Source organism: Myxococcales bacterium, from assembly GCA_023898405.1.
In the GTDB taxonomy this organism is placed as follows: domain Bacteria; phylum Myxococcota; class UBA727; order UBA727; family JABDBI01.
In genome coordinates, this window is the sequence record CP060221.1 from 1188043 (window position 1) to 1206387 (window position 18345).

The following is an 18345-nucleotide window of genomic DNA, read 5'->3' on the forward strand; positions in this document are numbered from 1 at the left end:
CTTAAAACCCTTCTTTAAGCAAAACTAAATTATCCCTATGAACTACTTCTTTGCTCAATTTTTTTGAATTTTCTTTTTGATAGCATTTAATATCTTGGCTAGTCATTTGACTGATGCCCTTGGCAAAAACTGCACCCATGCCATCTCTTATGGCAACAACATCTCCTTCAGCAAATTCTCCCTCTACGTGTCTCACTCCTACAGAAAGTAAACTTTTGCCATTTTTTATAAGAGCAATTTTTGCACCATCATCTACATTGAGAAAGCCACAAGGACGATTATAAAAAGCAATCCACCGCTTTCGCCCTGGCATTTTGCAGGCTCTATCATGATAGGGATCGCCAACAATAGTGCCAACATTTTCGCCATTAAAAATTTTAAGCAAAACTTCCTTTTCTTTTCCTGGAGCAATAATGGCAAGACCGCCAACATGAATTAAATTATGAGCGGCAATAAGCTTGCTCTTCATTCCTCCAGAGGATAAGCCAACCTTATGCTCCTGAATGTGGCTTAAAATTTCTTGGTTGAGTTCAACTATGTGAGATAGTTTTTCTTGTTCACCATTTTGTTTTTGAATCATAAATCCCAAAGATGTAGTCAATAATATAAGTGCTTTTACCTCTAAAAGCATCGCCACCAATGACGCCAAAACATCATTGTCTCCAAATTTTATTTCATCAACAGAAACAGCATCATTTTCGTTAATAATTGGAATCACATTGCGTTTAAGCAGTTCATTAAGGGTGTTTTTTATATTTAAATGTCGCGCACGATTTTTAAGATCTTCATGGGTGAGCAACACCTGAGCCACCATGATGTTATGACTTCCAAAAAGATCCTCATAAGCTCTCATCAGACGTACTTGACCAATAGCTGCTGCTGCTTGAAGCGTAGGCAGATCACTCGGACGTTTTGGCAAAGAGAGTGCTTCCATACCAGCTCCGATAGCACCAGAGGAAACGAAAATTATTTTCTTTCCTTGTTTATGAAGCTGAGAGAGCTGATCGACAATGTGAGCGATAACAAAATAATTGGGATTACCATTATCTTCAAGCAGAACACGTGAACCTATTTTTATGACTATTTTTTCAGCGTTGATCAAATTTGTTCTATGCATTGATTTTTTTCCGACTCTCAAGTTTTATACTTGAGATTTTTGTTTTTTTGATAATTCCAACAAGGAGATACGCTGCATGATTTTTTTCTCACTAGGTCCTCAAGCTACTGTTGAATCGTTCAAAAAATATTAAAAAACACCCCAACCTCAGAATTCTATTTTTTACAGCATAAAAAATAAATTATTTCAACATTAAATTATTAACTTTTTTCAGTTAAAAAATATTTATAAATAAAAATTATTTGGAAATGTATTACCAACACCTGTTGTTCATTCTACTCGAAACAATCAATAGAACTGAAAGTAAGCTTTTTAGCGTTGGTGCTTTAATGAAAATTTTTATCCTCAATACAGTCACTCTATTGATAGTGCTTGGTATATCACCATCACTCATGAGCGAAGAGCTCAATCTCAATCGTGCTATAGATCTTGCCTTGGCCTATGCACCAGAAATTAAAATTGCTTCAAGCGAGCTTAGGGCCCAAGAAAGTAAGCAAATTTCCTCTTGGCTCGATCTTGGTCCTCGCCTTTCTGCTACTTTTAACGGAGCTTGGCATGACGGCAAACAATCATTCAAGCTTGGAGAAAGAGAGCTCCTCATCAAAGATGATCGCACAGCACTAGGTACCATCAAACTCACCCAACCTCTATCAGGACTTTTTGCACTCACACAAAATGCTCGAATAGAAAGCAAACAAAAAAGTGTCAAAGAACTCAATCTACAATTACTGCAATCACAAACGGCATTTAAAATTGCTCAACTTTATCTCAATGTTCAACAAGCACATAAGATGTGGGAGGTGAGTAAATCAAGCCTTGAAGGGCGTCTTGCCCAAAAGAAAGATGGCGAACTGTTACTTCAGGCAGGTCGTATTCACTATGGAGATTTTTTAAAATTAGATCTTGCAGTTTCTCAAGCTCGCTCTTCAGAAGCACAGGCCACAGCCGAAAAGAACAGTGCTTTTTATAGTCTTATCGAACTCATCGGCCATCAAGATCCCCAATCAATTGAGCTGAGCTCATTTGAAATTCCACCCGACATCAGTGAAAGTGAATTGCCCAGTTTGTCTGAGTGCTTATCCATAGCTTTTCCTAACCGCATCGAAAAAATGCAATCACTCAAAGGAAGAGAGATCGCTTCTATCGCGCGTACAGCAGCATTTGCTAAATTTTTTCCTGAAATAAATTTTTTTGCTCAAATAGATAAAAATTTTGGCACACCCAGCATGGGAGCAAAAGAATCAAGCAAAATGCTTGGCCTTAATCTCAGCTGGAATTTTTGGAATAACGGTTCTGATTTATTTTCTGCTCGCCAAGCACAGGAACAATTTTTTAAAAGCAACTATCAAGAACAATTGGTAGATCAAAAAATTAAACTCGAGCTTATCAATGTGCTTTCTTCGCTTAAATCTTCGAGGCAAAGTTATAGATTTGCGCAAAAATCAATCGAGCAGGCCGACGAAAGTTATCGTATAGAAAATCTTAAATTCAAAACCGGAAAAAGTTCCGCTACAGAATTAATTTTAGCTGAAGCAGCAAAAACCAACGCTCATGCTCAAATCGTTGTGGCCTATACGGAACTTAAATTAAGGGAATTCAAATTACAGCAAGCTTTGGGAAAAAACAGGCCTGAGCTTTAAAGGATTGCTATGTCATCTTTGTTAAACATTATTATTTTCATAACATTTTTTTCATCATGGATTGTTGTTGGCAAAGACAAATACAGCCTTCCTCAAACAGTGCCCTTTGACACCACGAATACAAATGCCAACGCCACCCAAAAAATCAGCGCCACCAACCACAACAATAGCTTCATCGTCCGTATATCCGGCCAAATTTCTGCCACAAGCAAATCATCTTTGGCCTTTCGAGTCCCTGGATTCATCGAAAACATCAATAAAAAAGCCGGAGACAAAATAAAAAAAGGCGATGTCATCGCAGTTTTGGATCCGGTTGATTACGAGCTGCAAGTTCAACTTATGAAGCTCAACAAAGAGCAAGCATTGTTGGCCCAAAAAACAGCTAAAAATGAGTTTGACCGTGAAACTCAACTAAAAATGGGTAATGCGTCCACAGCTTCGCAATACGATTTGATGGAAACAAAATACAAACAAGCTCACGTAGCGCTTAAATTGGCAGAAATAAATCTTAAAACAGCTGAGAGAAAACTAGAGTTCACCAAACTGCGTGCACCATATGATTGCGTTCTTGCTCAACAGTACAAAGACAAAGCCGAACAAGTTGGAATGGATGCAAAAATTTTTGATATCTACGAAGCCAACTCAGTTGAAATCAATCTCAATGCGCCAGAAATTTTGGTGGGAAAAATAAATGTAGGCAGCAAATTGTCTGTTTTTATTCCTTCGATCAACTACAACCAAGAAGCAACGGTGAGCAAAGTTGTTCCAGCCGTATCGGAAGTCACTCGAACATTTAAGGTAACAGCCATTCTCAAGCAAGATGATCCAAGAGTTGTACCAGGCTTATTCGCTGAAGCTCAGCTTAAATAAATTAAAAAATATTATAGACCAAGGATATACAGGCCATGAAATTAGCAAAACTTTCTATAAAAAGACCGGTATTTGCCACCATGATCAACGTGGTGTTGATGGTTTTTGGTTTGTTTTCTCTTCCTAGACTTTCGGTGGATCTTTATCCTGAAGTTGATTTTCCTGTGGTTACTGTATCTGTCATCTACCCTGGTGCCGATCCTGAATCCATTGAACAAAAAATCCTTGATCCTCTAGAAAAAGCGCTCAATGGAATAGGAGGACTTAAAACACTTTCATCAAGCGCTTATCCCAATGTCGGAAGATTTGTTTTGCGATTTAATTTAGAAAAAAATTCTGACGATGCCGCACAAGAGGTAAGAGACAAAGTTTTTGCTGCCATCAATACTCTTCCTCAAGAAGCCGAAACTCCAATAGTACAAAAATTTGATATCGGTGCCCAACCCATCATCAACTTATCTCTCAATGGTTCTCTCGATATTGCCGAACTCTCACGAATAGCAAAAGATGTTGTTCAGCCTCGGCTTGAGAGAATTGATGGAGTAGCCAATACTAACCCTGCAGGAATTAGAGAAAGAGAGATTCATGTTTTGCTCGATAGACAGCGTCTTTCCTCTTTTGGTTTGAGCCCAAGCATTGTACTCAATGCACTTAAATCACAAAACTTAGATTTCCCCAGCGGAAAAATTGAAAACGATGCAAGTTTTCAAGCAATTCGCGTCAAAGGAAAATTAAAAAGCGCTGATGAAATAGCTCTTTTACCTATACCCAATGCAAAAAATATCAATCTTCGCATTCGCGATGTAGCTCAAGTGAAAGACACTATCGCAGATGAAAAAGATGCAGCATTCATCGATAAAGAATCGAGCATATTGTTTTCCCTGCAAAAACAATCGGGCGCCAATACCACCGAAGTTGCCGAAGAAGTAAAACAAGCACTCAGCACTATCAACTCTTCACTCCCTGATGGAGTGAGTCTCAAAGTGATTACAGATAATTCACTCTTCATCAAAGGCTCAATCGATGCCGTAAAATTTGATCTGTTTTTAGGGGCATTGCTCGCAATTTTTATTGTGCTGATTTTCTTAAAAGATTGGCGTATCACTCTCATAAGTGCAACTGCACTACCTACTGCTGTCATTGCTAGTTTCGCTTTTTTAGAATTTATGGGTTTTAGCCTCAACATGATGACAACCCTAGCTCTCAGCCTTTCTATCGGAATTCTTATCGATGATGCCATTATCGTTGTTGAAAATATTCACCGACACCTGATGATGGGCAAAAAACCTCATATTGCTGCTCGCGATGCAAGCCAAGAGATTGGCATGGCGGTTGTTGCGACCACACTTTCATTGTGCGCTGTATTTGTTCCTGTTGCATTTATGCGCGGTATTATTGGGCGATTCTTTTTTCAGTTTGGACTGACGGTTGCCTTTGCAGTTTTGACTTCTTTATTTGTGGCTTTTTCTCTCACTCCTATGCTCTCGAGCCGCTTCCTAAAAAATGAACATGAAACAAAAAGCTTTAATCTTGCCGATTTTATAGCTCAAAAAATTCACTTTGATTTTTCTAAGCTGGAAAAATACTACGAAAAATTATTAAGCTGGTGCCTCGATCACAATGCCATCACTTTATTCAGCGGCTTGGCAATTTTTATAGTCAGTATTTTTATGTTGAAATTTGTTCCCGTGTCATTTTTTCCTAGCGAAGACACATCTGAATTTATGGTTGACTACGAACTTGCCGAAGGGAGCAACATTGCTTTTACCAAACAAAAAAGTTTGATTTTAGCCGAGGCCATCAAAAGTTACCCTGGGGTCGAAACGGTAATCACTAAAGTGGGAACATCTTTAGACCAAAAACCCAACAAGGCTAGTCTCTTGATCAAATTGGTAGATAAAAAAGACCGCACATTCAGTCAAAAACAAATGATGGATCGATTGCGCACAGATCTGGTCAGCAATTTTCAAAACTCGAGCGAAGAAATTTCTTTTAGCGATGCCGGTGGCAGCAAAAAATCCCATCCTATCCAATTTATTTTTCGTTCTGATGATTGGACTAAGCTTGAAGAATTTTCTGATCAAGTTGCAGAGTACACAAAAAATAATGTGAGCGGTGTGGTTGATGTTCAAACCACCAAAGCAAAGCCGCAAAGTGAATATAAAATTGTAGTGGATACTCTTAAAGCTGCCGATTTGGGAGTAACACCGCGTGAAATCGCCACAACGATGCACACATTATTCGAGGGTGAAAAAGCCGGCAACATTCAAATCGGTGGTAAAGAGATCGATATAAAATTGCGCATCGCCGATGAAAATCGCGTCTCACTGCAAGACATTGCAGGTATTTCCATCGCCAACACGAAAGGCGGTTATGTATCGCTCGCGTCTTTGGCAAATATCCTACCCTCTCTCTCTCCATCCACCATCGAGCGCCTCGATGGACAGCGGCAGATCACGCTCAATGCCAATTTTTCAGGAAAAAATTTAAACGCTGCAGTCAACTCCATACAAAAATATATCGATGACACTATTCCTTCGGAAATTTCTACCTCGCTTTCTGGTCAGGCTGAAAGCATGAAAGATTCTATTCAAGCAATGATAGAAGCTTTGATCTTGGCTGTGATCTTGGTCTTTATCGTTTTGTGCGTTCAATACGAAAGCTACATGTCCCCCATGGTTATAATGGCTGCTTTGCCACTTTCTCTAAGCGGTGCCTTTGGAGCATTGCTTTTGACTGGGCAGATTATGTCGGTCTACACCATGATCGGTATTATCTTGCTCATGGGCCTCGTTACCAAAAATGGAATTTTATTGATCGAAATTGTTTTGCAAAAAATTCACGAAGGTGTTGCGACCAAAAAAGCTCTACTCGAAGCAGGACCACTAAGGCTCAGACCAATTCTTATGACTACTTTTGCTGCAGGCGGCGGTATGTTGCCGGTTGCCATTGGACATGGAGTTGGTGGCGAAGCTCGATCTCCCATGGGTGTAGCCGTCATAGGCGGCCTACTTGCATCTACCCTCTTAACTTTGGTGATAGTACCGTGCCTATTTAGTGTTGTAGAAAAACTTAAGCTCAGATTTTTTTCTAGAAAAAATAGTTAAGAGATTGTTTTGAAAATAGTTTTTCACTAGCATTTTTGTCCACTATCATGTGTCATCCCCGCATTACTTGTCATCCCCGCGCAGGCGGGGATCCAAATAGAGTGCTAAACTTTAGTCTCTTAATTCCATTAGCTAGCGTTCAAAACTCTAGTGTTTTCGTGCCACAGTTAAAATACGTTCGCTTTTGCTTGCATTAAAGCGAGAGCCATCCACACCACACTGATGCATAATTTTAAACCCTGATTCATCAAGCATATTTTTAAGCTCTTGTGCACTGTAAACTTGCAAAGTTTGGGATGCTTTCGAAAGCTGCGGTTTCTCATTTAATTTTTGTTCAATGTAGATATCAAATGAAGCAAGCACGCCTTCACTATTGATACTGCTGTATTGAATCTCGCGGTATGTGACATGACCTACAGTTTTTTTCCAGTCGATAGTCAGCTTGGTTATATTGTCGTCTTCAAGCAGGTAATCGAGATTGAAAATATCAAAGATATAAAGCCCGCCTTCTTTAAGATTTTTGCCAATGTTTTTTATAGCCTTAGAAAAATCTTTCTTTGTCAAATGCCCGATAGCATTAAATATTGTGATAACCGCATCAAATGTGCCAACTTTACTTGTGCGCATATCTCCTTCGATAAATTTTATTTTTGACTTTTTATTTTTCACCTTGTCTTTAGCAATGTTGAGCATTTTTGCGTTGATATCACAGCCGGTCACATCATAACCATGCTCAGCCAAAAAAAATACCTGCAGCCCGGTGCCGCAGCTTAGATCAAGGACTGATTTAATTTTATTTTTTTTAAGAATGCTCTCAATAGTTTTATTTATGACTATAGAATTATTTTCATTGAATGCATCATAGCTTTCTGATTCTTTGTCATAATGCGATGCTTTAGCGCTTTTATGCTTAATAGATTTCATTGCGTTTCCTTATAATTTCAACAATATCTAAATGTTCAGCTACGAGCTCACCTACTTCCTCTAAATTTTTAATTCTTTTGGGCAAACTATTGAGCCACTCACGACCTGACTTTCCAAAAATATCTTCAATATTTTTGATAAAGTTTTGTGAAAATTTAAACACCGATAGGCTCCTTTAAAAAAATCTATATGAACACTAACAAAGTAATTTTAAGATCATTTTTTACTCAAAATATTTTCAACAGAAAAAAACCCTGTTGCACATATTTTTTACGGCACGTAAAAATTTAAATTTTTGTAATTTATTACATGACCTACCAACTTGCTCTTAAAGGATTTTTTCAGTGCTTAATAAATATTTTTCATCTATTTACATGTTGGCTATGCTAATTACTTCGTCATCACTGTCTGCTATTGACAGCGTTTCAGAAAATATTAAGCAAGAATGGAAACTAATTCTTTCAGAGTCCGCTCAATCCTCTCCTACCCTATGTGAACATATGCCACTCAAAGATAGGTACTCGGATGTCAGACCCTTAGTTTCCAATAAATTTATTTTTACTAACGATCCTCTGCGCTACATTAATGCAAGTCATGTGAAGTTTGATTCCTGCATGCGGAAATTTATTCAATGTCAGGCTCCCATGCGGAACAGCCTCAAGGATCACTGGTGGATGATCTGGGAGAGCATGGCAACAACCAGCCTTGTGCTGACAAAATTTTATGAAGGAATGAGAGAAAAATGTTTTCCTTATTGGCCTAAAGCTTCACAAAACAATGATGGAAAAATTGAAATTGGTGAACTCAGCATAAGCCATAGCGGTTCAAAGATTAGCAAGGTCAATGAGTATGATGTTGAAATTTTTAAGTTCACTTTAAAAAAAGGCGATGAAATAAGAGAGCATGAAATTATTCATTTCCTCGATTGGCCTGACAACGGCTATCTCGATGCTCAAATATTCCTTGAACTGGCTCTTTTGCTAAAAAATATTCATGATAATATGGAAATCCCCTTGATTGTTCATTGCAGTGCAGGAATTGGCAGAGCGGGAAGCTTTATTACTTTGCTGAGTCTCATCGATGCTCTCGATCAAAACATGTCAATCTCAGTTCCCGCTCGAGTTATTGAACTTAGAAAACAAAGAGTAGGAAGCGTGCAAAACATATTTCAATACAAATCCATTGTTAAAGCTTTAGAAATTTATTCAAAATCACCTAGCTCTTAGCTCACAAATTGTGCCAAACTTATGCTTCCTTGTCGGCTAATCTCTAGTTTTTGTGCACCAATATTTTTTATCAACTCTTGATCGTGACTTACGATCAAAAGCGCTCCTTGATAACTCATAAGAGCCTGCTCTAGTAACTCTATGGCTTTTAGATCCATGTGATTGGTGGGCTCATCCATCATGATCAGCGGATGAGATTCAAGTACAGCAAAAGCCAAACTTAGTTTTTGCCAAAGACCAGGACTTAGTTCGCAGCCATCAGCGATAGATGAAGGATCAGATCCAAGCCTTCGCACTAATGACAGCAGATGAGATTTTTTCTCGCGACATAAATTATCTATGCTCATCCATAAATTTTTCTTAGCTACTTGTGATAGCTCCTGCGGAATAAAGCTAAAGTTCTTTAGTGGGCAAATAGTTGCCAAATAGGACAAAAGCGTAGTTTTGCCACAGCCATTATTTCCCACGATCGCCACAGGGCTTCGAGCTTCAAGCACAATGTCAGGAATTTTTATGCTCATATTATTTTTGGTGATTGTCTGACGTGAAAAATGTATGGCTTTGCTCACAGGACAATCTTCAAAAAACGCTCCAAGTTCGTATTCTTTTTTAACTTTCAAACTTGAAAGTTCAGCAATAGAATTATCCAGACGTTGTCTAAATTTTCTTTGAGCCTTAGAATCACTTTTATCTGCTGCAAAAAGTTTAGCGCGATTTATTTTTTCTTTTTGATCGTGATCTTTTTTTGCTATGCCTTTCTTTGATAAACATCGAGATTTTTTATTTATAAGCTCACATTTTTGCTGCAGGCTGTGCTTTTGTTTTTTGATGATAGATAATTTATTTTGCCTCGATTGCTGTTGGTAATTTTCCATTGATTTTTTTTCTTCAAGCGCAACAGAGTAGGGCGCGTCAAAAAAAAGTGCACGCTGTTCTTCTATGAAAATTGTTTTTTGCGCAAGCATATTCAAAAGGCTACGATCATGGCTTACCACAATGCCTACACCAGAAAAATTTTTCAGTTCATTAAAAATTAAATTTTTAGTGAATGCATCAGCATGATTGGTCGGCTCATCCACTATCAAAATATCCGGATGTTTACGCAATAAAAATGCCAGACACATACGTTTCTGCTCACCAAAACTCAATTCTAAAAATGGTCGTGCTAAAAGCTCATTAAGTTCGAGACTGGCTTTTAATTGTAAGGATTTTTTTGAGTAGTCTTGATAAAGCTCATCTATCTCTACCTCACTCAGCATATGATGCTGTTTAAGATATTCGATACAACCATTGACTTCTACATAACCGCTGTCCGGTACTAATTTTTTTGACAATAGATTTAAGAGCGTGCTCTTGCCACTCCCGTTAATACCACACACTGCAGTCCAGCCAGTATCAATACTGAGGCTTATTTCTTTAAGAACCGATGAAGTAGATCGAGGGTAGGAAAACGAAAGCCCATCAAGGCGAATAAATTGCGACATATTTTTACCAGTATTTTGTGTTAAAATGAAACGATTATTTTAATGGTAAAAATTATAGACGCACTGGCTTAAGTCTCCGCGAAAAAACAATACAATATTTAACGCTAATATTTTCACTTGTAAACTATCATTTTTTAAAAAATGAAATCTTTAGAAAAATATATTGCAACAGACTGAAAAACAATCGGCACAATTTTTTTACTCCTTGTTTTTATTCAATTTATTTTTGAGCCATTCTATGCCCTGTTCTTCATTACAAAAAATTCCATCAAGTTGAGCCTCGAATGCTTGATCAAGCAAAGGGGAAAAATGTTTTCCAGGCTTCATACCTAAAGCGATGAGGTGACGTCCTTGAATGATTGGACTTGGTTTTTTTATCTGCCCCATAATCATCTTTACTTTTTCTTTAAGCCACTCTTCTGATGGATCAAAACCGGACAGCGCTTCCAATGAAGTGCGCCCCAAAAAATCGGCTTTAGAGACCATCAGCAGATGGTCAACGTTAACCCTTGAACAAAGTCTTCTGATGGCACCGTCCGAGACTTCTTCTCTTTTTTTGTAAAGTTGAAAAGGTTTTAAATGCTCCATCACTAAACAAGCAATGTCATCGTAATATTTTTTTGGAAAACCCATGTGTTCGAGCAACAAAAGTGTAGGTTCATGTCCAGCCTGCTCGTGACCTGGACTTTTTACATGTCCATCTTTAAAAATAGTTGTGGATGGCTTACCTAGATCATGGCAAAGCGCTCCTGCCATCACAATCAAACGTTCATCTTGCGGCAAATCGGTACAAATTTTAGCAGCCTCATCAGTGACCATCAAGGAATGTATCCACACATCACCTTCAGGGTGCCACTCAGGATCTTGTTCACAGCCAATCAAGGCTTCAAGCTCAGGAAACAAAATCAAAGCTTCGGTGTTTCGTAAAATTTCTAAGCCAATAGAAGGAGTAGGAGAAAAAAGTAATTTTTTCATCTCCTCAAAAATGCGCTCTTTGCTAAGACTGGTAAGCTCTTCTTTTAAGCTTTTGCACAAAGCAATCGTGTCATCATGAAGCAATAAATTAAAACGAGCACAAAATTGTGCAGCTCTTAAAACGCGCAAAGGATCTTCGATAAATGCATGCGATACATGGCGCAATATTCTTTGATCGAGAGCTTTTTCTCCATCATAAGGGTCTATCAAGCTTTGATTTTTGGTATCGATACCCATAGCATTGATGGTGAAATCACGTCTCGAAGATGCCTCTTCAAAAGTCATATGTGGATCGGTAGTGACTACAAAACCTTTATGCCCACGCCCATTTTTATTTTCTCTACGTGGAAGCGCCACATCAAAAGTCTTTTGCTCATTATTAAGTTGGACACTCACCTTAAAAATGCCAAAGCTCTTACCAACTGCGTAAACGCTGAAATTTTTTGATAAAATTTCTTCTAATGCTTTGCTTTCAAGCCCGTACACTTCGATATCAAAATCTTTCGCAGTTATACCAAGCAGGTGGTCACGCACACACCCACCTACCAAGAGAGCTTTTCCACCAAATTTTTCGATCACGCTGATCAATTTTTCTAAGTGCTGCTCTAAAACTATGGGATTTTTTAACGGACGCTGTATGTGCATATCTTTCATTAGGCCAGGCTATCGGCTTTATTTTGTCTAGGCAAGATTCTGTTTGGGAGATCGCAGCTCATAAATAATAAATTCCATCTGCTTTAATAAATTATTGATTTTATTTTTTTTGTGCGCGGCGTTTGTTGAGCTCTGAGCGTAAATAGGCGCGTTTTTGCTTATGTTCTGTTTTATTATTTTGGACTTGTTCAACCAATTTATGCTGCAATCTAAGCTTTCTGATAAGCATCTGCATAGCGACTCTTCTAGCTATACGCTCATCCATAAACTCTTCCATGGCCACTTCATAGACAGTCTCAACAAACTCTCCGATTGTTGTTTCAAACCAGCGGCTTTTTGGGCTGGTAATTTTAGTCGTCATGATGTTTACTCCAAAACTTGGCCTAAACTTAGCGACTAAAACTTTCTTTGGCTGGCTTGATCTTGAGAGAATGCTTTTTGAATTATTTACCAAACAATCTCTTAGAGATCGCTCAGAGCCTGATGCACATCAGCAATAGTATCGGGGTTGAGGGAAATAGTATCGATCCCTTGTTGTATAAGCCAACGAGCAAAATCAATATTATCACTCGGCCCTTGACCACAGATACCCACATACTTGTTTACTTTTTTACACGCATCGATGGCCTTTGATAGCATCCTAAGCATCGCAGGATCACTTTCGCAAAAACTGTTGGCAAGAATATGTGAATCTCTATCAACTCCAAGACATAGCTGCGTCAAATCGTTTGAACCAATAGAAAAACCATCAAAAAATTGCAGAAATTCATCAGCCATCACTACGTTGCTGGGAACCTCGCACATCATAATTATTTTGAGATCGGGCCCTGAGCTAATGCCATTTTTTGCAAGGACTTCAATTATGCTGCGAGCTTCATTTATGGTCCTCACAAAAGGAACCATAACCTGAATGTTTTTAAATCCCTGAGCACGAGATTGCTTTATAGCTTCGCACTCGAGTTCAAAGGCATGTGAAAATTGCTCAGAAAGGTAGCGCGCAGCTCCCCTAAAACCAAGCATGGGATTATTTTCCTTAGCTTCAAACAAATTTCCACCGAGCAACTCCTCGTATTCATTGGTTTTAAAATCACTTAGACGCACAATAGCTGGATAAGGAAAGGCTACTGCCGCAAGGCTCGTGATTCCTTGAGCAAGTGTTGCAACATAAAAATCTTTTGGTGTCGCAAAATCTCTGGTGCGTACATCAATAGTATTTTTGATTTCCAAAGGCATATTTTTGTATTGAATCAAGGCATTGGGATGAATACCGATCATTGTGGCAATAATAAATTCTAAACGCGCAAGACCAATGCCATGGTGTGGCAGGCTATGATAGCTCAGTGCTTTTTGCGGATTCGCAGCAATAAGCATCAGTGGTACAGGCGGATGAATATTTGATGAAAGCTGAGTATTTTTTTGGCCAATCTCAAGCAAACCTTGGTAGACATAACCAGTATCACCCTCAGCACACGATACTGTGACATCGCTCTCATTTTTAATAGTCTTGGTAGCACTATCGCACCCAACCACCGCAGCGATTCCTAACTCGCGAGCAATAATTGCCGCATGGCAGGTGCGTCCTCCGCGATCGGTGACAATGGCAGAAGCCTTTTGCATCACCGGCTCCCAATTTGGATCGGTCATATCTGTCACCAACACCTCACCTATCATAAAATCTTTGGCATCACCGATAGTTTTCAGCACACGGGCTTTTCCCTGACCAATGCGTTTACCCACCGCACGGCCTTCAGCAATAATTGGGCCTGAGCTTTTTAAAAAATAACTTTGCTGCACTGCTGTACTTTGGTTGCTGTGAACAGTTTCTGGGCGAGCCTGAAGAATAAACAATTCACCACTCACTCCATCTTTGGCCCATTCAATATCCATCGGACGCTGGTAATGATCCTCAATAATGACAGCCATGCTCGCTAATTTTTTGAGATCCTCATGGTTCAGACAGAATTTATTGGATAAATTTTGTTCGACATCTATTTTTTTGAGGGAGTGCTCACCATCAAAAACAAGCTTACTCGCTTTGGAGCCTAGTTTCCGGTTGAGCACTACTAATGAATTATTTTTAATAGCAGGCTTGTAGATCATAAATTCATCTGGGTTTACCGCTCCAGATACCACGCTCTCGCCCAAGCCATAGCTCGCATTAATAAAAACACCATCACGAAAACCACTTTCTGGATCAATGCTAAACATCACGCCGCTCACTCCCTCATCGCTGTTGACCATGCGCTGAACGCCAACCGATATGTGAGCTGATCGGTGATCAAAATTTTGATGAGCACGATAGGCTATGGCTCTTTCCCCAAAAAGCGATGCATACACATCCTTGATACGTTTTATCAATTCAGCAAAACTTGCTACGTGCAGATAGGTATCTTGTTGCCCAGCAAAAGATGCATGAGGAAGATCTTCGGCTGATGCACTGGAACGCACAGCCACTCTCATATTTTCTTTTCCGTTGAGCAATTTTTTGTAAGCGGCTTTTATAAAAGCAACAGTTTCTTCATCAAAATCATACTTTTTTATGAGAGTTTTTATTTCTAAAGAACATTCGGCCAATTCTTTTAAATTGCTCGGATCGAGCTCATCGAGTTTTTCATAAATAATTTTTCCAATATTATTTTTTTCTAAGAATTTTAGATAGGCATCGGTAGTCAATGCAAAACCAAATGGCACTGGGATCGAGGCACTTTTTGGTTGAGAAATCATTTCTCCCAACGAAGCATTTTTGCCACCAACTAGCGCAATGTCATTGTTGGACAATTGATCAAACCACTTGATTACCTGTTCCATGAAATCCTCCCAACTAAAAATATTTTTTTCGATATCTATCAATGATCACTTTAAAAATTAATGTTCAGTAAAAAAATTTGTTTTAGTTAATAACCACTGCGCATAGCAAAAACATCATTACTTGCGCAAAAATATTTGAGGTTTTTTTATGACTCGCTGTGTTTTTTTTGTTTCTGACTCCACTGCTATAACCTCTAAGGGCCTTGGCACAAGCCTCTTATCTCAATTTGATATCAATTTCAAAGAACACTTAAGGCCCTATATAAACACAAAAAATAAAATTTTCGAATTATTAAATGATATAAAACGTGCTCATCAGGAAAGTGGTGAGCCACCAATAGTTTTTGCATCTATGATGGATGACGAGCTTATGCAACAATTATCTGCAGGTTTTTCGGGCGTAATCGATATATTCAGACCATTTATGCCAAAACTCGAACTCTTAATCGATAAAAAATCATCTAAACAAGTTGGCCAAGCTCACAAAGTTGGCAATGAACACCTCTATCAAAAACGTGTAGCCGCTATCGATTTTAGTCTTGCTACTGATGACGGCCTAAAAACCAAAGACTATAACCAAGCAGATTTAATTTTACTTGGCGTTTCTCGCAGCGGCAAAACTCCAACAGCGCTTTACCTGGCCCTCAATTTTGGTTTAAAGGTTGCCAACTACCCCTTTACCTCAGAAGATTTTCCTGTCTTTTCGCTCAGTAAAGATCATCTGAATAATAAAAAGAAATTAGTTGGATTGATTATCAGTCCACAAAGGCTTTTGAATATTCGCCGTTCCCGTTACAGCATAGGAAATTATGCTGACCCTCAAATTATTGAAAAAGAACTTAATGCCTTAAAAAGCTTATTTGAAAAAGAATCTATCCCCTTTGTAGACACGACTACACGTTCGGTAGAAGAGATCGCAGCAAGGATAATGGCAATCTTGCAAGAATAATAATAAGGCGCGTCAGCCAAATTAAAACCAACGCGCTCCTAAAACATATTTATTTATTTATTGAAAAGTGATTCATGTAACTGGGTTATTTTTGTTTTCGCCAATTCAAATTTTTGGTTGCCTTTAGCGCTCTAAAAAATGCGATTTTTTTCATCTTTTATCTCGAAGCAAAAAATAGCTGGGACTTAAGCTCAACTTTGGCTGAAATTTAAAATTTTTCGAGTATATTGCTAAATAATTAAGACTCCTGTCTTGATTATGGAAAAATTAATTACATTATTACAGTGACGGTTTTTGGCTATTTTCCTCCATAAATCGCTGTGGATTTAACAGACTGAAAATATTCTTATTTTTATAGCGTAATCACCTAAAATTCCTGCAAGGATTTAAATTATGTCATCTAAGCTCATTTATTTCTTATATTTTTTTACTGCCAATTTTCTTTTTTCTTCTGATTTTAGTTATCAGAATTTAATTAAAATGATTAAAGATAATGAAACAGAAAAAATAGAAAATCTTCTAAACAATAAAGATATTAACACTGAAAAAATAAAAGGTATCTTCGCTAAAAGAGATAAAAGTGGTAATACACCAATTCTTTATGCTGCTAGTAAAAACCGTTTAAATTTAGTTGATTTATTTTTAAAAAACGAAGAAAAAACAGGGATTAACATCAATGAACAAAATAATAATAAAGATAGTCTCTTACATATTTTATGCAGATCAAATGCTTGTAAAATAGCTAAAGACAACAATAATATTAACCTTAATAATTCTCAAGATAACATATTTGAAATTTCAGACTCAGAAGATGAAAGTTTTCTAGATTTACTAACAGGACAAAAAAGAAAACATAATGTACTTAACTTGGAAAACTTAGTTAATAAGATACTGAAGCATCAACATATAATATCACAAAAGATAGAAAACTCACAAGAAGAGACCCCTTATTCCTTGGCTATAAGCAGTCATAACGAAAAGTTGTTTGAAGTTTTATACAATAAAAAACCAGACAATGAACAGAAAATAGACTTACTCAAAAAAGCAGTAGAAGAAAGCAATTTAGAAGCGTTTAATTTACTAGTAAACGATGAAATTATTAAGAAAATACTTGAAAAAGATAGATCGTCTAAAAGCGAGTTAAGCAAAGAACTTATAATGTTAATAATACAAAACAGCAATAAAGAACAAAAAAACAATAACAACAAAAAAATACTTAAAAAAATCATTAACGAGCACGGTATTAATTTTGATACTAAGTTAAGTTTTTTGGAAACAATAAAAAATTATAATAACTCTAAGCCAGTAAGAGAAATTATTTACAATTCATCCTTTAATGATTTTAAAATAATTAAAAATAATTCCTCAATATTTATTAAAAGTCATCAAAAATACACTGAAAACTTAAAAATACTACTAGAGCTCTCTATAATTCTAGATAAATATAAAGATTCGGAAGTCATATTAAATCAATTTATTAAAGCAGACTCCCCTAAAAATAACAGTAGAACAAAAAAACTACAAAACAATAAATTCAACAATTTCTTGCATATCTTCAGCCTGGTAATAGAAAAAAAAGAAGACAAATACAAAAGCATTAAAAAAGATATTTTTAATCTGCTTTTATTAAGCATTAATAGTTTTGATAATTTAATTAACGTTGTTAAAAATTTCAAACTCAACGATGAACTAAATGATTGTTTGATTAAACACTTATTAGACAGCGACTATTTAGACGAAACCTACAAACTTTTTCCTTATATTAAATCCATAAAATTCTACAAAAACCTATTCAAAAAAATAGACGAAGAAAAATTAATTAAATTAATATCAAAAGCATATTATGATTCTATCTCATTGTTTTCTTTTTATAACTTCGTTTCCGATAAAGTTAATGTCGCTGTTGATGATAAAATTGATTCCGCAGAAGAACTTACTCTTTTTATCTATCAAGTGGTTGCCGAAAATATTTACATGGACAACAATTATTTTAAAGAAAGAATCATTAAACTTATTGAAAATAAAAAAAGTTTATTTAAATCACTTATTAGTAATATTACGGATCAAACTCACAATTTAAACGGCATTTATTTGGAGCGTCTTAAAATTTTTTCTGATTATTATTATCAGATTATAAACAATCAAGCAGATCACAGTTTAAATACAGGAAATGACAGAGCTGCTGAAGAAGAAATAATAGAGGTAAATAGTAGTTCGCTTGACTCCATGGATAATATTTTACGTGACGCTGCTCGACACGATATTTTGGATATACAAAAAAGGATTATAAAATTATTTAAAGGAAAAGATAAAAAAGAAATGATTGATTTATTAAACAACTCAACAAATGAAAAATTAAATATATTAGACATATTGATTGTGCGACTAGAATCTAATTTACCCAATGAAAACAATGATATTAATGAACTAAAAAATTACATAACAGATCTTATTGAAATGAACGTGTGTCCTAATATATGTGCCGATACCAAAACTTATAAAAAATTAACTAAAAAATGTGAATTGTTTCTATAGGACCATTTAAAGAGCTCTGGTCCAGCATACGTACTTGTGGACCAGAGCTTTTAAAT

Annotated in this window: 13 protein-coding genes; 6 read left to right on the forward strand and 7 right to left on the reverse strand. The window is 36.9% G+C overall.

The genetic code is table 11. The features are described from left to right. Position 1 precedes the first annotated feature (1 nt). Entirely contained in the window at positions 2–1117 is a 1116-nt protein-coding gene (proB, locus tag H6731_05345; GenBank protein ID USN51832.1) for a glutamate 5-kinase, read from the reverse strand. A gap of 329 nt (positions 1118–1446) precedes the next feature. Here proB and H6731_05350 point away from each other — a divergent pair, with 329 nt between their 5' ends. From H6731_05350 to H6731_05360, 3 genes are read left to right on the forward strand one after another with little or no spacing between them, the layout of a single operon-like run. Further along, positions 1447–2757, forward strand: a complete 1311-nt coding sequence (locus H6731_05350; protein ID USN51833.1) for a TolC family protein — start codon at positions 1447–1449, stop codon at positions 2755–2757. Between the two features lie 9 nt (positions 2758–2766). Next, complete coding sequence (locus H6731_05355; protein USN51834.1) at positions 2767–3627, forward strand: efflux RND transporter periplasmic adaptor subunit; 861 nt, start codon at positions 2767–2769, stop codon at positions 3625–3627. Positions 3628–3662: 35 nt separating this feature from the next. Further along, positions 3663–6734: an efflux RND transporter permease subunit gene (locus tag H6731_05360; GenBank protein ID USN51835.1), complete on the forward strand. Its 3072-nt coding sequence runs from the start codon at positions 3663–3665 to the stop codon at positions 6732–6734. Positions 6735–6881: 147 nt separating this feature from the next. Here the strand turns inward: H6731_05360 and H6731_05365 are convergent, their stop codons facing one another. Both H6731_05365 and H6731_05370 read right to left on the reverse strand, forming a co-directional pair. After that, the gene (locus H6731_05365; GenBank protein ID USN51836.1) at positions 6882–7658 is read right to left on the reverse strand and encodes a class I SAM-dependent methyltransferase; all 777 of its coding nucleotides are present in this window, start codon (positions 7656–7658) and stop codon (positions 6882–6884) included. Next, entirely contained in the window at positions 7645–7821 is a 177-nt protein-coding gene (locus tag H6731_05370) for a hypothetical protein (protein ID USN51837.1), read from the reverse strand. Before H6731_05370 ends, H6731_05365 begins: the two co-directional genes overlap by 14 nt. 181 nt (positions 7822–8002) lie before the next feature. On the opposite strand from H6731_05370, the gene H6731_05375 reads away from it, so the two are divergent. Then, the gene (locus tag H6731_05375; GenBank protein ID USN51838.1) at positions 8003–8884 is read left to right on the forward strand and encodes a hypothetical protein; all 882 of its coding nucleotides are present in this window, start codon (positions 8003–8005) and stop codon (positions 8882–8884) included. On the opposite strand, the gene H6731_05380 is transcribed toward H6731_05375, so the two are convergent. From H6731_05380 to ppsA, 4 genes are all read right to left on the reverse strand, one after another. Then, positions 8881–10368 carry an ABC-F family ATP-binding cassette domain-containing protein gene (locus H6731_05380; GenBank protein ID USN51839.1) on the reverse strand — a complete coding sequence of 496 codons (1488 nt, stop codon included), beginning with the start codon at positions 10366–10368 and terminating at the stop codon, positions 8881–8883. The genes H6731_05375 and H6731_05380 overlap by 4 nt on opposite strands. A gap of 198 nt (positions 10369–10566) precedes the next feature. Beyond that, complete coding sequence (locus H6731_05385; protein ID USN51840.1) at positions 10567–11988, reverse strand: HD domain-containing protein; 1422 nt, start codon at positions 11986–11988, stop codon at positions 10567–10569. 109 nt (positions 11989–12097) lie between these two features. Then, positions 12098–12358 carry a hypothetical protein gene (locus H6731_05390; protein ID USN51841.1) on the reverse strand — a complete coding sequence of 87 codons (261 nt, stop codon included), beginning with the start codon at positions 12356–12358 and terminating at the stop codon, positions 12098–12100. 101 nt (positions 12359–12459) lie between these two features. Continuing rightward, entirely contained in the window at positions 12460–14805 is a 2346-nt protein-coding gene (gene ppsA, locus H6731_05395) for a phosphoenolpyruvate synthase (GenBank protein USN51842.1), read from the reverse strand. Between the two features lie 148 nt (positions 14806–14953). Between ppsA and ppsR the strand changes: the two genes are divergently transcribed. Beyond that, positions 14954–15754 (forward strand): pyruvate, phosphate dikinase/phosphoenolpyruvate synthase regulator, encoded by an 801-nt coding sequence (ppsR, locus tag H6731_05400; GenBank protein USN51843.1) that lies wholly within the window; start codon positions 14954–14956, stop codon positions 15752–15754. Between the two features lie 393 nt (positions 15755–16147). Beyond that, positions 16148–18289: an ankyrin repeat domain-containing protein gene (locus H6731_05405; protein ID USN51844.1), complete on the forward strand. Its 2142-nt coding sequence runs from the start codon at positions 16148–16150 to the stop codon at positions 18287–18289. Positions 18290–18345 lie beyond the last annotated feature (56 nt).